We start from the raw sequence: 18675 nt of genomic DNA, 5'->3' as shown, positions 1-18675 counted from the left end.
GTGGCGCGACGGACAACCGTCCGTCGCGCCACCGGCACATCCGCTTGAGTTCTCCCGGGGCGGGTCACCGGACCGGAGGCGACCGCCTGAAACGGGAGAACGGGGGTGCCACTCGTGCGGATCGGACTGCTCACCGAAGGTGGTTATCCGTATGCGACGGGAGAGGCCAGGATCTGGTGTGACCGGCTCGTACGCGGCCTGCCGCAGCACGAGTTCGAGCTCTACGCGCTGAGCCGCAGCGCCGAGCAGGAGGAGCGCGGCCGGGTCGTCCTCCCCGAACACGTCACCCGGGTCTGGACCGCCCCGCTGTGGGCCCCGGCCGACGACGGCCGCAGCTACTCCCGACGCGAACGCCGGCGTTTCGCCGACTGCTTCAATGAGCTCGTCCGGGGCATCTGCGCCGACGAGCCCGCGGCCTTCGCCGCCGGACTGTACGGGCTGGCCGAACTCGCCCGCGAGCAGGGCGGGCTGTACGCGGCGCTGCGCTCCGAGACCGCGGTGCGCGCGGTGGAGGCCGCCTGCCGCGCCCCGGGAGCGCGCCGCTCCGTACAGCGCGCCCAGGTGGCGGACCTGCTGGAGTTCGTCGACGCCCTGGAGCGGCTGCTGCGGCCGCTGTCCCTCGACTGGTACGAGGACCTGCGCGAGGTCGACGTGTGCCACGCGGCCGCGGGCGGGGTGGCGGCGCTGCCCGGACTGCTGGCCAAACGCTTCTTCGGGGTTCCGCTGCTGGTCACGGAGTACGGGGTGCAGCTCCGGGCCCACTACCTGGAGGACGCCGAAGGCACCCGGCCGGCCGTGCGGGCCCTGCTCGCGGCCTTCCACGTACGGCTGGCCGCCGAGATCTACGCCCGCGCCGACCTGCTCACCCCCGGCAACGCGCACGCCCGCCGCTGGCAGGAGCGGTGCGGGGCGCAGCGGGAGCGGGTGCGGACGGTGTACCCGGGAATGGAGGCGGACCGATTCGCCACCGTCGGGGAGGCGCCGGACCGCGGAGACCCGGACACCCTGGTGTGGGTCGGCCGGATCGAGCCGGCCAAGGACCTGATCGCTTTGCTCCATGCGTTCGCCGAGGTCCGCAAGGGCGCGCCGGGGACCCGGCTGCGCCTCTTCGCCACGGCGGCGGTGCCGGGGTACCTCGCGGACTGCCGCTCGCTGGCGGCGCAGCTCTTCCCCGACGAGGCCGCCGACGCGGTCACGGTGGGGGAGAACCCGGTCACCTTCGAGGAGATCGGCGGACCCGAGGCCCCCTCGTCGGCCGACGCGTACGGCTCGGGACGCGTGGTCGTCCTGTCCTCCGTGATCGAGGGCTTCCCCATCACCTTGGCCGAGGCGATGTTCTGCGGGCGGGCCACCGTGTCCACCGACGTCGGGGCGGTGTGCGAGGTCATCGGCGGCACCGGCCTCGTCGTCCCCCCGCGCAATCCGCGGGCCCTGGCCGACGCCTGCCTGGCGCTGCTGGGCGACCCCGAGCGGGCCGGGCGGCTGGGCGCCGCCGCCCGGGCGCGGGCCATGGAGCTGTTCACCGTCGAGCAGAACGTGGCCGCCTTCCGGGAGATCTACCTGCAGCTGCTGGCCCGCGGGCCGGGGCGCGCGGGCGCGGGGGTCCCCTTCGCGCAACCCCCGGAGGCCCGGGTCCCGGGCCATTGGACGACCCCGACCTGGGCGTCCACGCCGAGCGCGGGCGCGGGGCCCGATGCCGGCCCGGCGACCGACGCGGGTCCGGCGACCGAGACGGATCCGGCCGCGGTGCCGGTTCCCGCCGCGGGCGCGGCGGCGGCTCCGGGCCCGGCTTCGGCCGCGGCCCCGGACGTGTATCCGGGCGCCGCGGGCCCCGGCGCGGCAGCCCCGTCGGAGGCGGCGGTATGACCCTCGACGAAGCGGCACCCCTCGCCCCCGTCCCCGGGACACCCCGCCGCCGCGCCGCCGGGGACCCCGTCAAGACCCTGCTGCACCGCCACCGGGCGCTGTGCGAACGGGCCGTGGACCCGCTGGAGATCGCCGCCGGGCTGGAGGCCCAGGGCATCACCGACCGGACCGCCGCCCGCTTCCGCCACCGCGACGTCTTCTCCCTCGCCGAGGAGCTGTACGCCCGGACCCCGCGCGGGGACGAGCCCGCCGCCCCGCCCGCCGGCCGGGCGGTCGACGCCCGTGCGTTACGCGGCTTCGGGTACGCCCTGCTGCCCGGGGCCCTCGCGCTCGGGGCCGCAGCCGCCGGGACGCCGTTCGCGGGCCCGATCGCCGTACTCGCCACCGTCGCCGCCCTGGTACGGCCCGGCCGGCCCGGCGGGGCCGCCGCCGGACGCTTCCCGTACGCCGCGCACCTCCTCGCCGCGGCCGCCGTCGGCTGGGCGGTGTACCGCCACGGCACCGCCCTCGGGGTCGCCCTCGCGCTGGCCGTGGCCCCCGGCCACCTGATCGGCGCCCTGTTCGCCGCCCGCGCCCGGCGCAGGCTCGCCGGGAGCCGCGCCCTGGAGGACTTCGCCGAGGGGACCCGGCCGCTGCTGCTCGGCGCGGTGGCCGCCTTCGCCGCAGCCGCCGCCGGGGCGGCCGCCCTCGCCGGGACACCGCTCGCGCTCGCCGTACCGCCGGCCGTCCTGCTGTTCCTCACCCGCCTGCTGCTCGGCCACGGCGCCGCGCGCGGGCCCGTGACCGCAGCCCTCGCCCTCGCCCTGGTCCCCGTCCCGCTCGCGGTGTCCGCCGCCGCGGCAGGGCTCCTCGTCCACGCCGTCGTCGCGCTGTCCCGCGCGTCCGCCCACGCAAGGCCCTGAACCGCCGAACCCGGCCCCCACCCCGACCCCGACACGACCCCTGCCCACCGACGAAGGAGACACAGGATGACCGGCCAGCCAACCGATCAAGGGGCCGCGCGATGAGGGTGCTGCTGATCGGAGCCAACGGATACCTCGGCCGCTACGTCGCCGACCGCCTGCTCGCCGACCCCGCCGTCCAGCTCACCGCGCTCGGCCGCGGCGACGACGCCGACGTCCGCTTCGACCTCGCCACCGGCAGCCCCGGCGCGCTCACCCGGTTCCTCGACGCCGTCCACCCGGGCGTCGTCATCAACTGCGCCGGCACCACCCGGGGCGGCGCCCGGGAACTGACCCGCCACAACACCGTCGCCGTGGCCACCATCTGCGAATCGCTGCGCCGCAGCGGCTGCGGGGCCCGCCTCGTCCAGCTCGGCTGCGCCGCCGAGTACGGGCCCAGCCAGCCCGGATCGTCCACGGCCGAGGACGCCGTGCCCAGACCCGGCGGACCGTACGGCGTCAGCAAGCTCGCCGCGACCGAGCTGGTGCTCGGCTCCGGACTCGACGCGGTCGTCCTGCGGATCTTCTCGCCCGTCGGCCCCGGCACCCCTGCCGGATCCCCGCTCGGCCGGCTCGCCGAGGCCATGCGGCGCGCCATGCAGAACGGGGACGGTGAGCTCAAGCTCAGCGGGCTCGGCGTCCAGCGCGACTTCGTGGACGTCCGGGACGTGGCGCGGGCCGTGCACGCCGCCTCGCTCTCCGCCGCCCAGGGCGTCGTCAACATCGGCACCGGCCGCGCGGTCCGGCTGCGCGACGCGGCGGCCGTGCTGGCCAGGGTCGCCGGCTACGGCGGGGCCCTGCACGAGCTGGACGTACCGCACGGCGGAGCGCAGCAGCACGCCCACGGGCACGGGCCCGGACACGGGCACCCGGGCCGGCCGGCCGGTCTGGCGGCCATCGGAGCCCCGCGTTCGGAGGCCACGCCCGAGCAGATCGCCGCGGCCGCCACGGTGCCTGCGGCGTACCCGTACCCCGACGGCTGCGGCGCCTGGCAGCAGGCCGACGTGCGCACCGCCCGGGACCGGCTCGGCTGGCGGCCCCGGATCAACCTGGAGGAATCCCTCGCGGACATCTGGATGGAGGCGGCGTGCCGCATCTGACGACACAGGCCGCGGCCGCCGCCACCGAGGCGGGCCGTCTCGGCCTGGGCGTGCCCGGCTACGCGCACCCGCTGCTCGCGCCGGTCGAATGGGCCGAGCTGACCCGTCCCGGGACCCCGCTGCACTGGACCGTGCTCAACGTCGCCGACGGGCCGGGCGGCCGGCCCGACCCGCACTGCACCGAAGCCGCGGCGAAGCTCCGTAACGCCGGCGGCACCGTACTCGGCCATCTGGCGATGCGGGACGGGTCCCGCTCCTTCGGGGAGCTCGTCTCCGACGCCCACCGCTACCGGGACTGGTACCGGGTGGACGGGTTCTACCTCGCCGACGCCCCCGCGGACCGGGCGGACCTGGTCGCGGTACGCCGGGTCGCCGACACGCTGCGCGGGCTCGGCGACGGGGGAGAGGCGCTGCGGATCGTGCTGGGACACGGCACGCACCCGTACGAGGGCTACGTGGAGGCCGCCGACCAGCTGGTCACCTTCTCCGGCGCATGGACGGACTACCGCTGGTCCCAGGTGGCGGAGTGGACCGCCGAGTACCCGGCGGAGCGGTTCTGCCACCTGGTCCACGGGGTGCCGCGCACGCACCTGGAGGAGGCGGTGCGGATCGCCCGCTGGCAGGGCGCGGGCACGATCTGGTTCACCGACCGGCGCGGGACGGGAGACCGGGACCCCTGGGCGTCAATGCCCGCGTACTGGGACGAAATCGTCTCACGCATCGGACCGGGTGTCTCGGAATGAAGAAGGGCGTGGCAGTGTTACGGAAAGAACCACCGTTCAGACATACCCATCTACGGAGTCCCCGTGTCGCTGCCACCCCTGGTCGAGCCAGCTGCTGAGCTCACCGTTGACGAGGTTCGTCGGTACTCCCGCCACCTGATCATCCCGGATGTCGGGATGGACGGCCAGAAGCGCCTGAAGAACGCCAAGGTGCTGGCCGTGGGCGCGGGCGGCCTCGGCTCTCCCGCCCTCATGTACCTCGCCGCGGCCGGCGTCGGCACGCTGGGCATCGTGGAGTTCGACGAGGTCGACGAGTCGAACCTGCAGCGTCAGATCATCCACAGCCAGGCGGACATCGGCCGGTCCAAGGCCGAGTCCGCGCGCGACAGCGTGCTGGGCATCAACCCGTACGTGAACGTGGTCCTTCACGAGGAGCGGCTCGAAGCCGACAACGTGATGGAGATCTTCAGCCAGTACGACCTCATCGTCGACGGCACGGACAACTTCGCCACGCGCTACCTGGTCAACGACGCCTGCGTGCTGCTGAACAAGCCGTACGTGTGGGGCTCGATCTACCGCTTCGACGGCCAGGCCTCGGTCTTCTGGTCCGAGCACGGACCGTGCTACCGCTGCCTGTACCCGGAGCCCCCGCCGCCGGGCATGGTTCCGAGCTGCGCCGAGGGCGGCGTCCTGGGCGTGCTGTGCGCGTCCATCGGGTCCATCCAGGTCACCGAGGCCATCAAGGTCCTCACGGGTGTCGGCGAGCCGCTGGTCGGCCGCCTGATGATCTACGACGCCCTGGAGATGCAGTACCGCCAGGTCAAGGTCCGCAAGGACCCCGACTGCGCGGTCTGCGGCCCGAACGCGACGGTCACCGAGCTCATCGACTACGAGGCCTTCTGCGGCGTCGTGTCGGAGGAGGCCCAGGAGGCCGCGGCCGGTTCGACGATCACTCCCAAGCAGCTCAAGGAGTGGATCGACGAGGGCGAGAACATCGAGATCATCGACGTCCGCGAGAAGAACGAGTACGAGATCGTCTCGATCCCCGGCGCGAAGCTGATCCCCAAGGGCGAGTTCCTGATGGGCACCGCGCTCCAGGACCTCCCGCAGGACAAGCGGATCGTCTTGCATTGCAAGACGGGTGTCCGTAGTGCGGAAGTCCTCGCGGTCCTGAAGTCCGCGGGCTTCGCGGACGCGGTCCACGTGGGCGGCGGCGTGATCGGCTGGGTCCACCAGATCGAGCCGGAGAAGCCGGTCTACTAGTCCTCCAGTCCTCCTCCCGGAGGCACTTCGCAGGCACTTGGACCTTCGAGGGGCCGTACCGCGCACGCGGTGCGGCCCCTCGGTCCGTTCCTACCCCGCCGAGGTGGAGGAGGCGGAGACGGCGGTCGCGGAGGAAGAGGCGGACGAAGAGGACGGGGTGCAGACGGTATTGGCCGCGGGCACCTTCCCGTCCAACAGGTAGGCGTTCACGGCCTGCTGCACGCACTTGTCGCCGCTGTTGTACGCCCCGTGCCCCTCGCCCTTGTACGTGAGTTCCACGCCGACACCGGGCCCGAGCCGCTCGACCATCCTGCGGGCGCCCTCGTACGGGGTCGCCGGGTCACCGGTGTTGCCGATCACCAGGATCGGGGCGGCGCCCGGGGCGGAGACGTCCGGGGTCTCCCAGGCGCCCGGGACCGGCCAGTCGGTGCAACTCATCAGCGCCCAGCCGAGGAAGTCCCCGAAGACGGGGGAGGCGGCGCGGAACTCCGGCAGCTTCGACCGGGTCTGCGCCAGGGTGAACCGGTCCTTGGAGTCGGCGCAGTTGATGGCGGCGTTGGCGGCGCCGATGTTGCTGTAATGGCCTTGCTGGTCACGCCCGTTGAGCGCATCGGACAACGCCATCAGCAACTGCCCCTGGCCGCCCTCCGCCTCGTCCACGCCCTGCTCCAGCAGCGGCCACAGCTCCTGCGAGTACAGGGCCTGGGCGATGCCGTTGGTCGCCGCGGAATCGGTGAGCATCCGGCCGCCGAGGCCGGGGATGGGCTTCGCGGCCAGGTCCTTCTGGAGCTTGAGGATGTTCTCCTCGATCTCCTGGGCGGTGCTGCCCTGGATCCGGCAGGCCTCGCCCCGGTCCACGCAGTCCTGCGCGAAGTTGCCGAGGGCCAGTTGGAAGCCCTTGGCCTGGCCGAGTGCACCTCCCTCCGCGGTCTTGGTGGGGTCGACGACGGCGTCGAAGACGGCCCGGCCGATGTTCTTCGGGAAGAGGTGCGCGTAGACCCCGCCGAGCTCGGTCCCGTAGGAGATCCCGAAGTAGTACAGCTTCTCGTCGCCGAGGGCCTGGCGGATCCGGTCCATGTCGCGGGCGGCGTTCTCCGTCCCGACGTAAGGCAGCACCTTCCCGGACTTCGTCTTGCAGGCCTGCTGGTACTTCTTGATGTTGTCGACGAAGACGACCTCTTCCTGAGGGGTGTCGGGCGTCGAGTCCTGGGAGTAGTAGGCGTCGAGCTGCTTGTCGTCCTCGCACTGGACGGGGGCGCTGCGGCCCACCCCGCGGGGATCGAAGCTGACCAGGTCGTAGCGGGCACGCAGGGCCTCGTACTCCTTGGCGGCGCCGGGCAGCGTACTGATCCCGGACCCGCCGGGCCCGCCGAAGTTGAACACCAGCGAACCGATCCGCTTGCCCTTGTCCCGCGCGGGCGCCTTGATCAGCGCGATCGGGATCGTCTCCCCCTCGGGCTTCGCGTAGTCGAGCGGCACGTGCAGGGTGGCGCACTGCCAGTCCTTGGGCGGCGCCTGCCCGCCGCCTTCGGCGACGGTGGGGGCCCCGCACTCCCCCCACTTGAGCGGCGCGGCCCCCTTGGTCCCGCCGGCCCGGGGGGTCTTCTCCTCCCCGCTGTCAGAACACCCACTGACCCCGGCCAGCAGGGTGGCGAGCACGGCGAGAGCGGAGATCCGCGGCAGGTTTCGCGACATACCCCCATCCTGCGCGCCCCCACTGACCCCCGCCCCCGCGCTGACCCATCCGGGTCGGACCGGCGAGCGGCCCCGTACCTCTGAGCCGGCGGGACCGCGATTCGGCCCGCGGCTCCCCGCTAGATGGCTTCCTTGCGGGTGAGGAAGTTGAACGAGATCCAGCCCGGGAGGACCGGGAGCCAGAAGGTCATCAGGCGGAACAGCAGGACCGCCGAGATGGCGACCTCCTTGTCCAGGCCGGCCGCGATCAGGCCGAGGGTCAGCGTCGTCTCCACCGCACCGATGCCGCCCGGGGTCGGGGCCGCCGAGCCCAGGGCGTTGCCGGCCAGGAAGACCACCGCGATGCTGGCGTAGCTCAGGGCCTCGCCGCCGCCGAAGGCACGGATCGAGGCGTCCAGGCACATCACGAAGCAGCCGGTCAGCAGCAGCATGCCGCCGATGCCCGTCATCAGCTTCTGCGGCCGCTGCAGGACGTCCAGCATGCGCGGCACCACGCCCGCGAACAGGGCGCGCACCCGCGTCACCACGAACTTGCGCAGGAACGGCACCGCCGTCACCACCAGCACCAGCACCGCCACCGTCAGCAGACCCGCGATGACCGTCCTGGACGGGGTCATCTCTGGGGTCTTCTCGGTGCCCGTCAGGTAGCCGAAGGCCAGCAGCAGCAGGACGTGGCTCGCGAGGCCGAACAGCTGCGAGGCGCCCACGCTCGCCACCGCCAGCCCCGGCCGGATCCCCGCGCGCTGCAGGAAGCGCGTGTTCAGGGCGACGCCGCCGACCGCCGCCGGGGCGACGAGCTTCACGAAGGACCCCGCCACCTGGGCGACCACGGTGCGCAGGAACGGCACCCGTTCCGGTACGAAGCCCAGCAGGCTCATCGCCGCCGCGAAGTAGGTGAGCGCCGAGAAGGCCAGTGCGGCCCCCACCCAGCCCCACTCCGCCTCGCCGATGATCGTCCCGAAGTCCACATGGGCCAGCTGCGTGAGCAGGAAGTACGCACCGAAGGCTCCGGCGATGAACGACACCAGCGTCCGCGGGCGGATGCGCTCCAGCCGGGCCGGCTCCACCGGGGCCTGCGGGCGGATCAGCAGCACCTGCTGGCGGATCTGGCTCAGCAGGTCCTCCTCCCGGGCCCCGTCCAGGGCGTCGTCCAGCGCCTTCTTCTCGGCCTTCCGGTCGGCCGCGGAGGTCGTCCCCGCACCGGACTCCGCCCCGGCGGCCGCCTCCCGCGCCGCCTTCGCCGCCCGCGAGGACTCCAGTACGGCCTCCCGCTGCCGGTCGGCCCGTTCCCGGGCCAGCCTGCGCAGCGTCGACCGGGTGGAACGGCTCAGCGCGATCGGCTGGAGCAGCGGCAGGCAGTCCGCCACAGTGTCGGGGCCGAGCACCGACACCGCCGAGGCCACCGCCCGCTCCGCGCCGACCCGCAGGCCGAGCGTGGTCAGCAGCTGCGCGGTGTCCATCCGGAGCACCAGGTCGCCGGCCGCGATCTCGCCGCCGCGCAGGTCGGTGAGGATGACCTTGCCGGAACGATCCACCAGCAGGGCGTCACCCTCAAGCCGGCGGTGCGCGATCCGGCGCGACTGCAGGGCCCGCACCTGCTCCCACGCGTTGCGGGTCAGGTCGTCGGTGATCTCCTCGTCGGCGAGGGCGTGCAGCGGCCGGGCATCGAGGTGCTCGTACACGAGCATGACGGCGTCCGGGCCCAGCTCGGAGGTGGCGATCAGCTTCGGCGCGTTGGCCCCGGCCGCGATGGCGGCGTACGCGAGCAGCGCCTCCTGCTCCAAGGCCTGGCGCAGCGACTGGAGGCTGCGCCGGGTGGTGATGCCGCGCAGCGTGAGGCGGCGCCAGACCCGGTAGAAGAAGCCGTGGGCCTGCTGCTCGCGGTCGACGACGGTGACGTCGAGCGGCGGGCCGTCCTCCAGGGTGACGTGGTAGCGGCGTCCCCGGTCGCTCACCTCGGGGGTGTCGCCGCCCTCGGGGACCTCGGCGCGCATCGCGCTGACCGGCTGGAACCCCACCCGGCGCAGCCCGGCCAGCAGGTGCTGCCCGGTGGGCCGCACGTTCGGCGAGCCGACGGCGTACAGCGTCCCGTACGCGACGCTCCAGCCGATCAGCACCGTCAGGATGATCGAGAACGGGGTCGTGTAGCCGCTCACCAGCATCGCGAACGCGTCGAGCAACAGCACCACCCAGAGGGCGACCCGCCAGCGGGGCCGCCGCGTCATGCCGACGGCGGTCATGTACGCGATGACCGGCGCGAGGTAGCCGTGCACCGGGTCGGTGAGGGCGCCGCCCGCCCCGGTGGCCCGGGTCAGGGCGTCCTGGATGGTCGCGGGGGCGGCCTGGGAGACCCACAGGTCGGTGGCGAGGGTGACGCCGTGGGCGAGTACGGCGGCGAGGACGCCGTCGGCGATGCGCAGCCCGTCGCGTTTGATCAGCCGTTCGATGGCGAAGGCGACGGGGACGAGCAGGACGGCGATGCTGGAGACCAGCCCGGCGACCTTGATCAGCAGGTCGGGCGCGGCACCGGTGCCCTGGGAGATGTCGGCTTCGAGGCCGGCGGTGGTGCCGTGGGCGAAGGCGGCGATGGCGAGGACGACGGCGATGCCGAGGATGCCGACGAGGAGGCGGACGAGGTCGGAGGGCCGGTGCACCCGGGCGGCGAGCAGCGGTTCGTCGCCCTCGACCTGGTCGGCGGGGTCGGAGCCGAGGCCGTGCTCCTCCCCGGACGCGGACCCGGCGGACCGGGCCCCGGCGCCGGACGCGGAGCCGGGCGCGGCAGGGGCGGTCTCCGGCCCGGTCCCGGGCTGCGACGCGGCCCTGCTCCGCTCGCCGGGGCCGGAGCCCGGGCGGGGTTCGGGGCGCGGGTCCGGGCGCGTGCCGTCGTCCTCTGCCGCGCCGTCCGGAGGGCTCACACCCTGCTCCTTCGTCGTCACTTCCGTCTCTTCTTGATCACGTATCACCAGTCACCGCCCGGAAGATGGTGGCACGGACCGGCGGGCAAGGGAGGCATCAGGGTGCGCGCCGGTGCGGAGGGAAGCCCTCCGCGGGCCCGTCGGCGACGTGCGGCACCATGGGCGGAATGAGCGAAGAGCTGCCCGCGTACGCGGAGCGGGTGCTGGAAGCGACCGAGCGGATTCCGCCCGGGCGGGTGATGACGTACGGGGACGTGGCCGAGTGGCTCGGCGAGGGCGGCCCGCGCCAAGTCGGCCGCGTCATGGCCCTGTACGGGGGAGCCGTGCCCTGGTGGCGGGTGGTGCGGGCGGACGGGCGGCCCCTCCCGGGCAGCGAGCACCGCGCCCTTCAGCACTACCGGGCCGAGGCCACGCCGCTGCGCCTGACCGCCGGCGGCGAGGCCCGGCTCGACATGCCGCGGGCGCGCTGGGACGGCCGGGACGTACGCGAAGAGCGGGAGGGGGCTCACACCTGACAGCTTCGTCCATCCGGGGCGCGAGCGGGTGGCCGAGTCCCCGTACGAAGGCCCGTACGGGGGACGGTACGCCTCCCCGGACGCCCCGCGGGCCTGCCCGCACGCCGGCCCGTCCGGTGCGGTGGGGAGCCCCCGGCCCCGAGCCGGCGCCCCACCTCGGGGAACTGCGCGGGGCGCGCCGGTTGCCGTAGCGTTGCCTCTTCGGCGGACGCGGCAGCGGCCGCGGCAACGGCAGACCCACCAGGACCGGCACCCCACGTGATCACCTCTCCCTCCGACCGCTCCGAGCGGCGGCGTACGCGGACCCCTGACGCGTACCGCCTCGTGCGCACCGGGCCGGAACGGGTGGATCCCCCTGTGCTGGACGCAGCGCAGCAGGCGGTGGTTGACCACACCCGCGGGCCGCTCCTGGTCCTGGCCGGGCCGGGCACCGGGAAGACGACCACGCTGGTCGAGGCGGCCGCCGCCCGCGTCGAGGCCGGTACGGACCCGGCCCGGATCCTGATCCTCACCTTCAGCCGCAAGGCGGCCGTGGAGCTGCGCGACCGGGCCGCGCTGCGCCTGGGCGGCGCGCGGGCGCCGCAGGCCACCACCTTCCACTCCTTCTGCTACGGGCTGGTGCGCGCCCACCAGGACACCGACCTGTTCGCGGATCCGCTGCGGCTGCTGTCCGGCCCCGAGCAGGACGTGATGGTCCGCACCCTGCTGGAGGGCCAGCGCCAGATCCGCTCGATCCGCTGGCCCGATGACCTGCGGGCCGCGCTGACCACGCGCGGCTTCGCGGACGAGGTCCGCGCGGTGCTCGCCCGCGCCCGCGAGCTGGGTCTCGGGCCGGAGGCGCTCGACGCGTTCGCCTCCCGGCTGGGGCGTCCGGACTGGAAGGCGGCGGCCGCGTTCCTCGCCGAGTACCTGGACGTCCTGGACATGCAGGGCACGCTGGACTACGCCGAGCTCCTCCACCGTGCGGTCCTGCTGGCCGAGCGCACGCCGTCGCTGTCCGGTGCGTACGACGTGATCTACGTGGACGAGTACCAGGACACCGACGCCTCGCAGCTGCGGCTGCTGCGGGCCCTGAACGGGCCGGCCGGCACGCTGGTCGCCTTCGGCGATCCGGACCAGTCGATCTACGCCTTCCGCGGCGCCGACCTGAACAACATCCTCGACTTCGAGGGGGTCTTCCCCGGCGCGGCCGTCCATGCCCTGACGGTCGGCCGCCGCTCGGCCGCGAACCTGCTGGCCGCGACCCGCCTGCTGACCGCGCGGATGCCGGTTCCGCGGCTGCCCGCGGCCGCCGTACGGGCGCACCGGGAGCTGCGGGCCACGCGGGAGGGCGGCCGGGTCGAGGTGTTCACGTACCCGACGGCCGGCGCCGAGCTTGACAACATCGCGGACATCCTGCGCAGGGCGCACCTGGAGGACGGCGTGCCCTGGCAGGACATGGCCGTCCTGGTCCGCTCGGGCGGGCGCACCCTGCCGGCGATGCGGCGCGCGCTGATCTCGGCGGGGGTCCCGGCCGAGACGGACGGCACGGACATCCCGCTGCGCCACGAGCCGGCGGTGTCCCCCCTGCTGACGGCGCTGCGCACGCTGGCCCTGTCCACCCTGCCCCCGGGCGCGGACCGGGCCTCGGCCGGACCGGTCCCGGCTTCCGCCGCCGCCGACGAGGCCGCCGGTGAGGCCGCAGCTCCTCCCGCCACCGTCCCCGCCCAGCGCCAAGCGGGCGCCCCCGCCACCCCGGCGTCCGCAGCCGCCGGGCCGGAGGCCGCAGCCCCGGCCGCGCCGAACGACGCCGAAGCCGAAGCCGAAGCCGAAGCCGGAGCCGCGGCCGGAGCCGTAGGCGGGCCCGGCGGCGCCCTTGATGAGGGGTGGGTCGGGGTGGAGGCCGCCATCACCCTGCTCGGTTCGCCCCTCGGCGGGATGGACTCCGCCGACCTGCGCCGGCTCGGGCGTGCGCTCCGCGACGAGGAGCGGGCCGCCGGGATCAAGGTGCCCGCACCGTCCGACGTGCTGCTGGCCCGCGCCCTCGCCGAACCGGAACGGCTCGTCGCGCACGACCCCTCGTACGCCCGCGGAGCGCAGCGCCTCGGCCTGCTCCTGCGCAAGGCCCGCGAGCTGCTCCAGGGCGGCGGCACCGCCGAAGAGGTGCTGTGGACCCTCTGGGACGGCACCCCCTGGCCGCAGCGGCTGGAGCGCAGCGCCCGCCGCGGGGGCCCGGCCGGCCGCAACGCCGACCGCGACCTCGACGCCGTCTGCGCGCTCTTCGACACGGCCGCCCGCGCCGAGGAGCGGACCGGCGGCCGCGGCGCCCTGAACTTCCTCGAACAGCTCGAAGCCGAGGACATCGCGGCCGACACGCTCACCCGCAAGGCCACCCGCACCGAAGCGGTCCGGCTGATGACCGCCCACCGCTCCAAGGGCCTGGAGTGGCGGCTCGTCGTCGTCGCCGGCGTGCAGGAAGGCCTCTGGCCCGACCTGCGCCGCCGCGGCTCCCTCCTCGAAGCCGACCGCATCGGCCGCGACGGCCTCGCCGAGCCCCTCACCCCCGGCGCCCTCCTCGCCGAGGAACGCCGCCTCTTCTACGTCGCCGCCACCCGCGCCCGCGAACGCCTCGTCGTCACCGCCGTCAAGGCCCCCGCCGAGGACGGCGACCAGCCCTCGCGCTTCCTCACCGAGCTCGGCGTCACCCCCAAGGACGTCGCCGGCCGGCCGCGCCGCCCCCTCGCCGTCCCGGCGCTCGTCGCCGAGCTGCGCGCCACCACCGTCGACCCCGAGGCCTCGCCCGCCCTGCGCGACGCGGCCGCCCGGCGGCTGGCCCGCCTCGCCGCGCTCACCGACGAGGAGGACCGCCCGCTCGTCCCCGCGGCGCATCCGCAGCGCTGGTGGGGCCTGTACGAGCCCACCCGCAGCAGCGTTCCGCTGCGCGACCGGGACCGCCCCGTCGCCCTGTCCGGCAGCGCCCTGGACCAGCTCGCCAACACCTGTTCCCTCCAGTGGTTCCTGGGCCGCGAGGTCAAGGCCGACGCACCCTCCACCGCCGCGCAGGGCTTCGGCAACGTCGTCCACGTCCTCGCCGACGAGGTCGCCTCCGGCCGCACCCCCGCCGACCTGGCCGTCCTGATGGAGCGCCTCGACTCCGTCTGGGACGCCCTCGCCTTCGACGCCCCCTGGAAGTCCCGCCAGGAGAAGGAGACCGCCCGCGCGGCCCTGGAGCGCTTCCTGCGCTGGCACACCACCGACCGCGGGGGCAGGGCGGCCGTGGCCACGGAGCACGCGTTCGACGTCACGCTCGAAGCGGGCGAGTACGCCGTTCGGATCCGGGGCTCCATGGACCGGGTCGAATCGGACCCGCAGGGGCGTGCGTACGTCGTGGACTTCAAGACCGGCAAGGCCGCGCCCACCAAGGCCGAGGTCGCCCGGCACCCGCAGCTCGCCGTCTACCAGCTCGCGGTGCGCGAAGGCGCCGTCGACGAGGTCTTCGACGGCCTGCGGCCGCAGCCGGGCGGCGCCGAGCTCGTCCACCTGCGCCAGGGCGCCGCCGTCCGCGAGGGCGGCGACGCCGTCCCCAAGGTGCAGGCCCAGGAGCCGCTGGACGGCGAGTGGGTCGGCGACCTGCTCGCCACCGCCGCGGGCCGGGTGCTCGACGAGCGCTTCACCCCCGCCGTCGGCAAGCACTGCGACCACTGCTCCTTCCGCAGTGCCTGCAGCGCCCGGCCGGAGGGCCGCCAGACGGTCGAGTGAGCGGGACTGTCGGCGGCTGCGGCTAGCCTCTTTCCCGTGCCCGCGCGTCCGTCCCCTCCCCCCTCCGCTCCCGCCGCTCCCTCGCTTCCGGCCGTCCTCACCGACCCCGAGCAGCTCAAGGAGCTCCTCGGCATCCCCTTCACGCCCGAGCAGCTCGCCTGCATCACCGCGCCGCCCGCCCCGCAGGTCATCGTGGCCGGCGCCGGCTCGGGCAAGACCACCGTCATGGCCGCCCGCGTGGTCTGGCTGGTCGGCACCGGGGCGGTCGCGCCCGAGCAGGTCCTCGGCCTGACCTTCACCAACAAGGCCGCCGGCGAGCTCGCCGAGCGCGTCCGCAAGGCCCTCGCGGCGGCCGGCATCGGCGACCCCGACCCCGCCCCCCTCCTGACCGGGGTCGATGCGGTCGGCGGTGAGCCGCGGATCTCCACGTACCACGCGTTCGCCGGGCAGCTCCTCAAGGACCACGGCCTGCGCATCGGCCTGGAACCCAGCGCCCGGCTGCTCGCGGACGCCACCCGCTTCCAGCTCGCCGCGCGGGTGCTCCGCGAGGCGCCCGGCCCGTACCCGGCGCTGACCAGGTCCGTCCCCGACCTGGTCAGTGACCTGCTCGCGCTCGACGCCGAGCTCTCCGAGCACCTGGTCCCCCCGGAGCGGCTGCGCGCGTACGACACGGGGCTGCTGGACGTGCTGTCCGGCACCCGGCTCACCAACGACGACCTGCGCAAGGTCCCCGAGGCGGCGCGCGGCCGCCTGGAGCTGCTGGAGCTGACCGAGCGCTACCGCGCCGCCAAACGCTCCCGCGACCTGTTCGACTTCAGCGACCAGATAGCCCTGTCCGCGGAGCTCGCGACCACCCGGCCCGAGGTGGGGGCGCTGCTGCGCGAGGAGTTCCGGGTGGTCCTGCTCGACGAGTACCAGGACACCTCGGTGGCCCAGCGGCTGCTGCTGTCCGGGCTGTTCGGCGGGGGCAGCGGGCACGCCGTGACCGCCGTCGGCGACCCCTGTCAGGCGATCTACGGCTGGCGCGGTGCGTCCGTGGCCAACCTGGACGACTTCCCCGAGCACTTCCCGCACGCGGACGGCAGCCCGGCCACGCGCTTCTCGCTCAGCGAGAACCGGCGCAGCGGCGGCCGCCTCCTCGACCTGGCCAACGGGCTCGCGGCCCCGCTGCGGGCCATGCACGAGGGAGTCGAGGCGCTGCGGCCGGCGCCGGGGGAGGAGCAGGCCGGCTCCGTGCGCTGCGCGCTGCTGCCCACCCGCGCCGAGGAGCTGGAGTGGCTCGGGGACTCCGTCGCGCACCTGGTCCGGACGGGCACGGAGCCGCGGGAGATCGCGGTGCTGTGCCGTTCCGCCGCCGACTTCGCGCAGATCCAGGCGGTGCTGGTGGCCCGGGACGTGCCGGTCGAGGTCGTCGGCCTGTCGGGGCTCCTGCACCTCCCGGAGGTCGCGGACCTGGTCGCGGTGTGCGAGGTGCTCCAGGACCCGGGAGCCAACGCCTCGCTCGTACGCCTCCTCATCGGGCCGCGGTGGCGGATCGGCGCGCGCGACCTGGCCCTGCTCGGGCGGCGCGCGCGGCTGCTGATCGGCCGCTCGCCGGGCGGGGCGGAGGACCCGGACGAGCGCCTCGCGGCGGCGGTGGAGGGCGTGGACCCGGCGGAGATCATCTCGCTGGCGGACGCCCTGGAGACGTTCCTGGACGGCTCCGGCACGTCCTCGCAGCCGGACGACCTGCCGTTCTCGGCCGCCGCCCGGGTCCGCTTCGCGCACCTGGCCCAGGAGCTGCGCGACCTGCGGCGCTCGCTCGCCGACCCGCTGATGGACGTACTGCACCGGGTGCTGGCCGTGACCGGCCTCGACGTGGAACTGTCCGCCTCCCCGCACGCCCTGGCCGCGCGGCGGCGCGAGACGCTGTCCGGCTTCCTGGACGTGGCGGCGGGCTTCGCCTCCCTGGACGGGGAGGCGTCGCTGCTGGCGTTCCTGGCCTTCCTGCGCACGGCGGCCCAGTACGAGAAGGGCCTCGACCACGCCCTGCCCGGCGGCGAGAACACCGTGAAGGTGCTCACCGCGCACAAGTCCAAGGGGCTGGAGTGGGACGTGGTCGTGGTCCCGGAGCTGTGCGCGGGCGCGTTCCCGAAGGAGAACCCCCCGGAGGCCTGGACCTCGTACGCCAAGGTGCTGCCGTACGCCCTGCGCGGCGACGCCTCCACCCTTCCCGGTGATCCGGCGTGGACCTCGGCGGGGCTGAAGGCCTTCAAGGCGGCCCTGAAGGACCACAAGGAGACCGAGGAACTCCGCCTCGGCTACGTGACCTTCACCCGCCCCCGCTCCCTGCTGCTCGCCTCGGGGCACTGGTGGGGCCCCACGCAGAAGAAGCCGCGCGGACCGTCGTCTTTCCTGTCGGCGCTGTACGAGCACTGCGTCGCGGGACACGGCGAGATCGAGGCCTGGGCGCCTGAGCCGGCTCCGGGCGAGGAGAACCCGGCCCTGGCGGCGGGGTCGACGCAGGACCAGTCCTGGCCGCTGCCGCTGGACCCGGAGTCCCTCGCCCTGCGCCGCTCGGCGGCCGCCCTGGTCGAGTCGTACCTCACGGCCCGCCCCCCGCACCGACCGGCTGCGCCCCCGGCTTCCGCCTCCGCTCCCGCGGGGGAAGACCTCTGGGGCCCGCCCGCGGATGCACCGGCGGACGAGGACCACTACCTTGCGGCTCCGCCCGCAGCCGCCGCGGCCGACGACCCGTGCCGCGCGGCTCCGCGCCCGGCTTCCGCTTCCGCTCCTGCGGACGATCCGGCCCGCGAGGCTCCGGCCCCGGCTGCGCCCGGGGCCGACGACCCGTACCTCTGGCCCCCGGACTGCGAGGACCCGGCGTACGCGTCGGAGCCCCCGGAGCCGGAGCCGTGGACCGACGACCCGTTCCCGGGCGGGCACGGGGAGTCCGGGCTGCCCGCGGACGCGGCGCAGGGCCCCGGGCACTGGGCCGACGGCTCGGTCGGTTCCGGGGGCCGGGGCGGAGCCCCGGTTTCGGGAAGGGGCGGGGTGGGGAAGCCGAGCACCCGGGCCGCCGCCCCGCAGGACGACGAGCTCTGGCCGGAGGCGGAGCTCTGGGGCGCCGCCGCTCCGGAGGCCGCCCTCCGGGGCTCCGGCTCAGGCTCCGGCTCCCGCACCGGCAACGGCCCCGAGACGACGCCCGAGGAGGAGCGCACCATCGCGTCCTGGGACCGGGACCTCGACGCCCTCGAAGGCGAGCTCCGCCGTGCCCGCGCCACCGTCCGGGACGTGGAGCTCCCGGCCGCGCTCTCCGCCAGCCAGCTGCTGCGCCTCGCCGCGGACGAGCAGGCCTTCGCCCGCGATCTCGCCCGCCCCATGCCCAAGCCCCCGCAGCCCGCCGCCCGGCAGGGCACCCGCTTCCACGCGTGGGTGGAGTCCCGCTTCGACGAGCTGCCGCTGCCCTTCCTCGACCTGCTCGAACCGGAGACGGAGCTGCCCGGCTCCGACCAGGAGATCGCCGACGAGGCCGACCTTGACGCCCTCAAGGCGGCCTTCGAGCGCAGCCCGTACGCCGAGCGCACCCCCCACCGCATGGAGGTCCCGGTCCAGCTCACCCTCGCGGGCCGGGTGATCCGCGGCCGGATCGACGCCGTCTACCACGACCCCCGCCCCGGCGCCCCGTACGCGTACGAGATCGTCGACTGGAAGACCGGCCGCACCACGCAGGCCGATCCCCTCCAGCTCGCCGTCTACCGCCTCGCCTGGGCGGAAGCCACCGGCACCCCCCTCGACCGGGTCGCCGCCGCCTTCCTCCACGTCCGCAGCGGCCGCGTGATCCGGCCGCGGGACCTCCCCGACCGCGCCCGTCTTGAGCGGATCCTCCAAGGCAAATCGGGCACGGGCAGTGGCCCCGAGGCCGACAGATAGGCTCATGG

The 18675-nt window shown here is 74.9% G+C and carries 10 protein-coding genes; 8 read left to right on the top strand and 2 right to left on the bottom strand.

Annotation, left to right across the window (positions count from 1 at the left end):
* The first annotated feature begins 114 nt into the window (after window positions 1-114).
* The 5 genes from AC0666_RS01770 to moeZ all read left to right on the top strand — a co-directional run bounded on the left by AC0666_RS01770 (window position 115) and on the right by moeZ (window position 5892).
* Window positions 115-1866 carry a DUF3492 domain-containing protein gene (locus AC0666_RS01770; protein ID WP_468963215.1) on the top strand — a complete coding sequence of 584 codons (1752 nt, stop codon included), beginning with the start codon at window positions 115-117 and terminating at the stop codon, window positions 1864-1866.
* Window positions 1863-2768, top strand: a complete 906-nt coding sequence (locus AC0666_RS01765) for a hypothetical protein (RefSeq protein WP_478706917.1) — start codon at window positions 1863-1865, stop codon at window positions 2766-2768. The genes AC0666_RS01770 and AC0666_RS01765 overlap by 4 nt, the downstream gene beginning before the upstream one ends.
* 101 nt (window positions 2769-2869) lie before the next feature.
* On the top strand, window positions 2870-3907 hold the full coding sequence (locus tag AC0666_RS01760) for an NAD-dependent epimerase/dehydratase (protein ID WP_478706916.1): 1038 nt from the start codon (window positions 2870-2872) through the stop codon (window positions 3905-3907).
* Entirely contained in the window at window positions 3895-4650 is a 756-nt protein-coding gene (locus AC0666_RS01755; protein ID WP_478706915.1) for a spherulation-specific family 4 protein, read from the top strand. Before AC0666_RS01760 ends, AC0666_RS01755 begins: the two co-directional genes overlap by 13 nt.
* Window positions 4651-4713: 63 nt before the next feature.
* Window positions 4714-5892: an adenylyltransferase/sulfurtransferase MoeZ gene (gene moeZ, locus AC0666_RS01750; protein ID WP_356849824.1), complete on the top strand. Its 1179-nt coding sequence runs from the start codon at window positions 4714-4716 to the stop codon at window positions 5890-5892.
* Window positions 5893-5982: 90 nt separating this feature from the next.
* Here the strand turns inward: moeZ and AC0666_RS01745 are convergent, their stop codons facing one another.
* Both AC0666_RS01745 and AC0666_RS01740 read right to left on the bottom strand, forming a co-directional pair.
* Entirely contained in the window at window positions 5983-7587 is a 1605-nt protein-coding gene (locus tag AC0666_RS01745) for an alpha/beta hydrolase (protein WP_468963219.1), read from the bottom strand.
* A 119-nt stretch (window positions 7588-7706) separates the two neighbouring features.
* Window positions 7707-10502, bottom strand: coding sequence for a lysylphosphatidylglycerol synthase transmembrane domain-containing protein (locus AC0666_RS01740; RefSeq protein ID WP_468963220.1), 2796 nt, complete (start codon window positions 10500-10502; stop codon window positions 7707-7709).
* A gap of 158 nt (window positions 10503-10660) precedes the next feature.
* Between AC0666_RS01740 and AC0666_RS01735 the strand changes: the two genes are divergently transcribed.
* The 3 genes from AC0666_RS01735 to AC0666_RS01725 all read left to right on the top strand — a co-directional run bounded on the left by AC0666_RS01735 (window position 10661) and on the right by AC0666_RS01725 (window position 18667).
* Entirely contained in the window at window positions 10661-11017 is a 357-nt protein-coding gene (locus AC0666_RS01735; protein WP_468581541.1) for an MGMT family protein, read from the top strand.
* Between the two features lie 261 nt (window positions 11018-11278).
* Entirely contained in the window at window positions 11279-14755 is a 3477-nt protein-coding gene (locus AC0666_RS01730; RefSeq protein ID WP_478706990.1) for an ATP-dependent helicase, read from the top strand.
* 36 nt (window positions 14756-14791) lie between these two features.
* Window positions 14792-18667: a UvrD-helicase domain-containing protein gene (locus AC0666_RS01725; RefSeq protein WP_478706914.1), complete on the top strand. Its 3876-nt coding sequence runs from the start codon at window positions 14792-14794 to the stop codon at window positions 18665-18667.
* The last annotated feature ends 8 nt before the right edge of the window (window positions 18668-18675 follow it).

The sequence above is a fragment of the Streptomyces sp. NPDC043680 genome (assembly GCF_056436685.1).
Note: the sequence above shows the minus strand (reverse complement) of the source record. Positions and strands in the feature narration are given on the sequence as shown.

Coding starts and splice junctions, on each gene's coding strand:
- AC0666_RS01765 (WP_478706917.1), top strand. CDS start 1,863: ATGACCCTCGACGAAGCGGCACCCCTCGCCCCCGTCCCCGGGACACCC.
- AC0666_RS01760 (WP_478706916.1), top strand. CDS start 2,870: ATGAGGGTGCTGCTGATCGGAGCCAACGGATACCTCGGCCGCTACGTC.
- AC0666_RS01745 (WP_468963219.1), bottom strand. CDS start 7,587: ATGTCGCGAAACCTGCCGCGGATCTCCGCTCTCGCCGTGCTCGCCACC.
- AC0666_RS01735 (WP_468581541.1), top strand. CDS start 10,661: ATGGGCGGAATGAGCGAAGAGCTGCCCGCGTACGCGGAGCGGGTGCTG.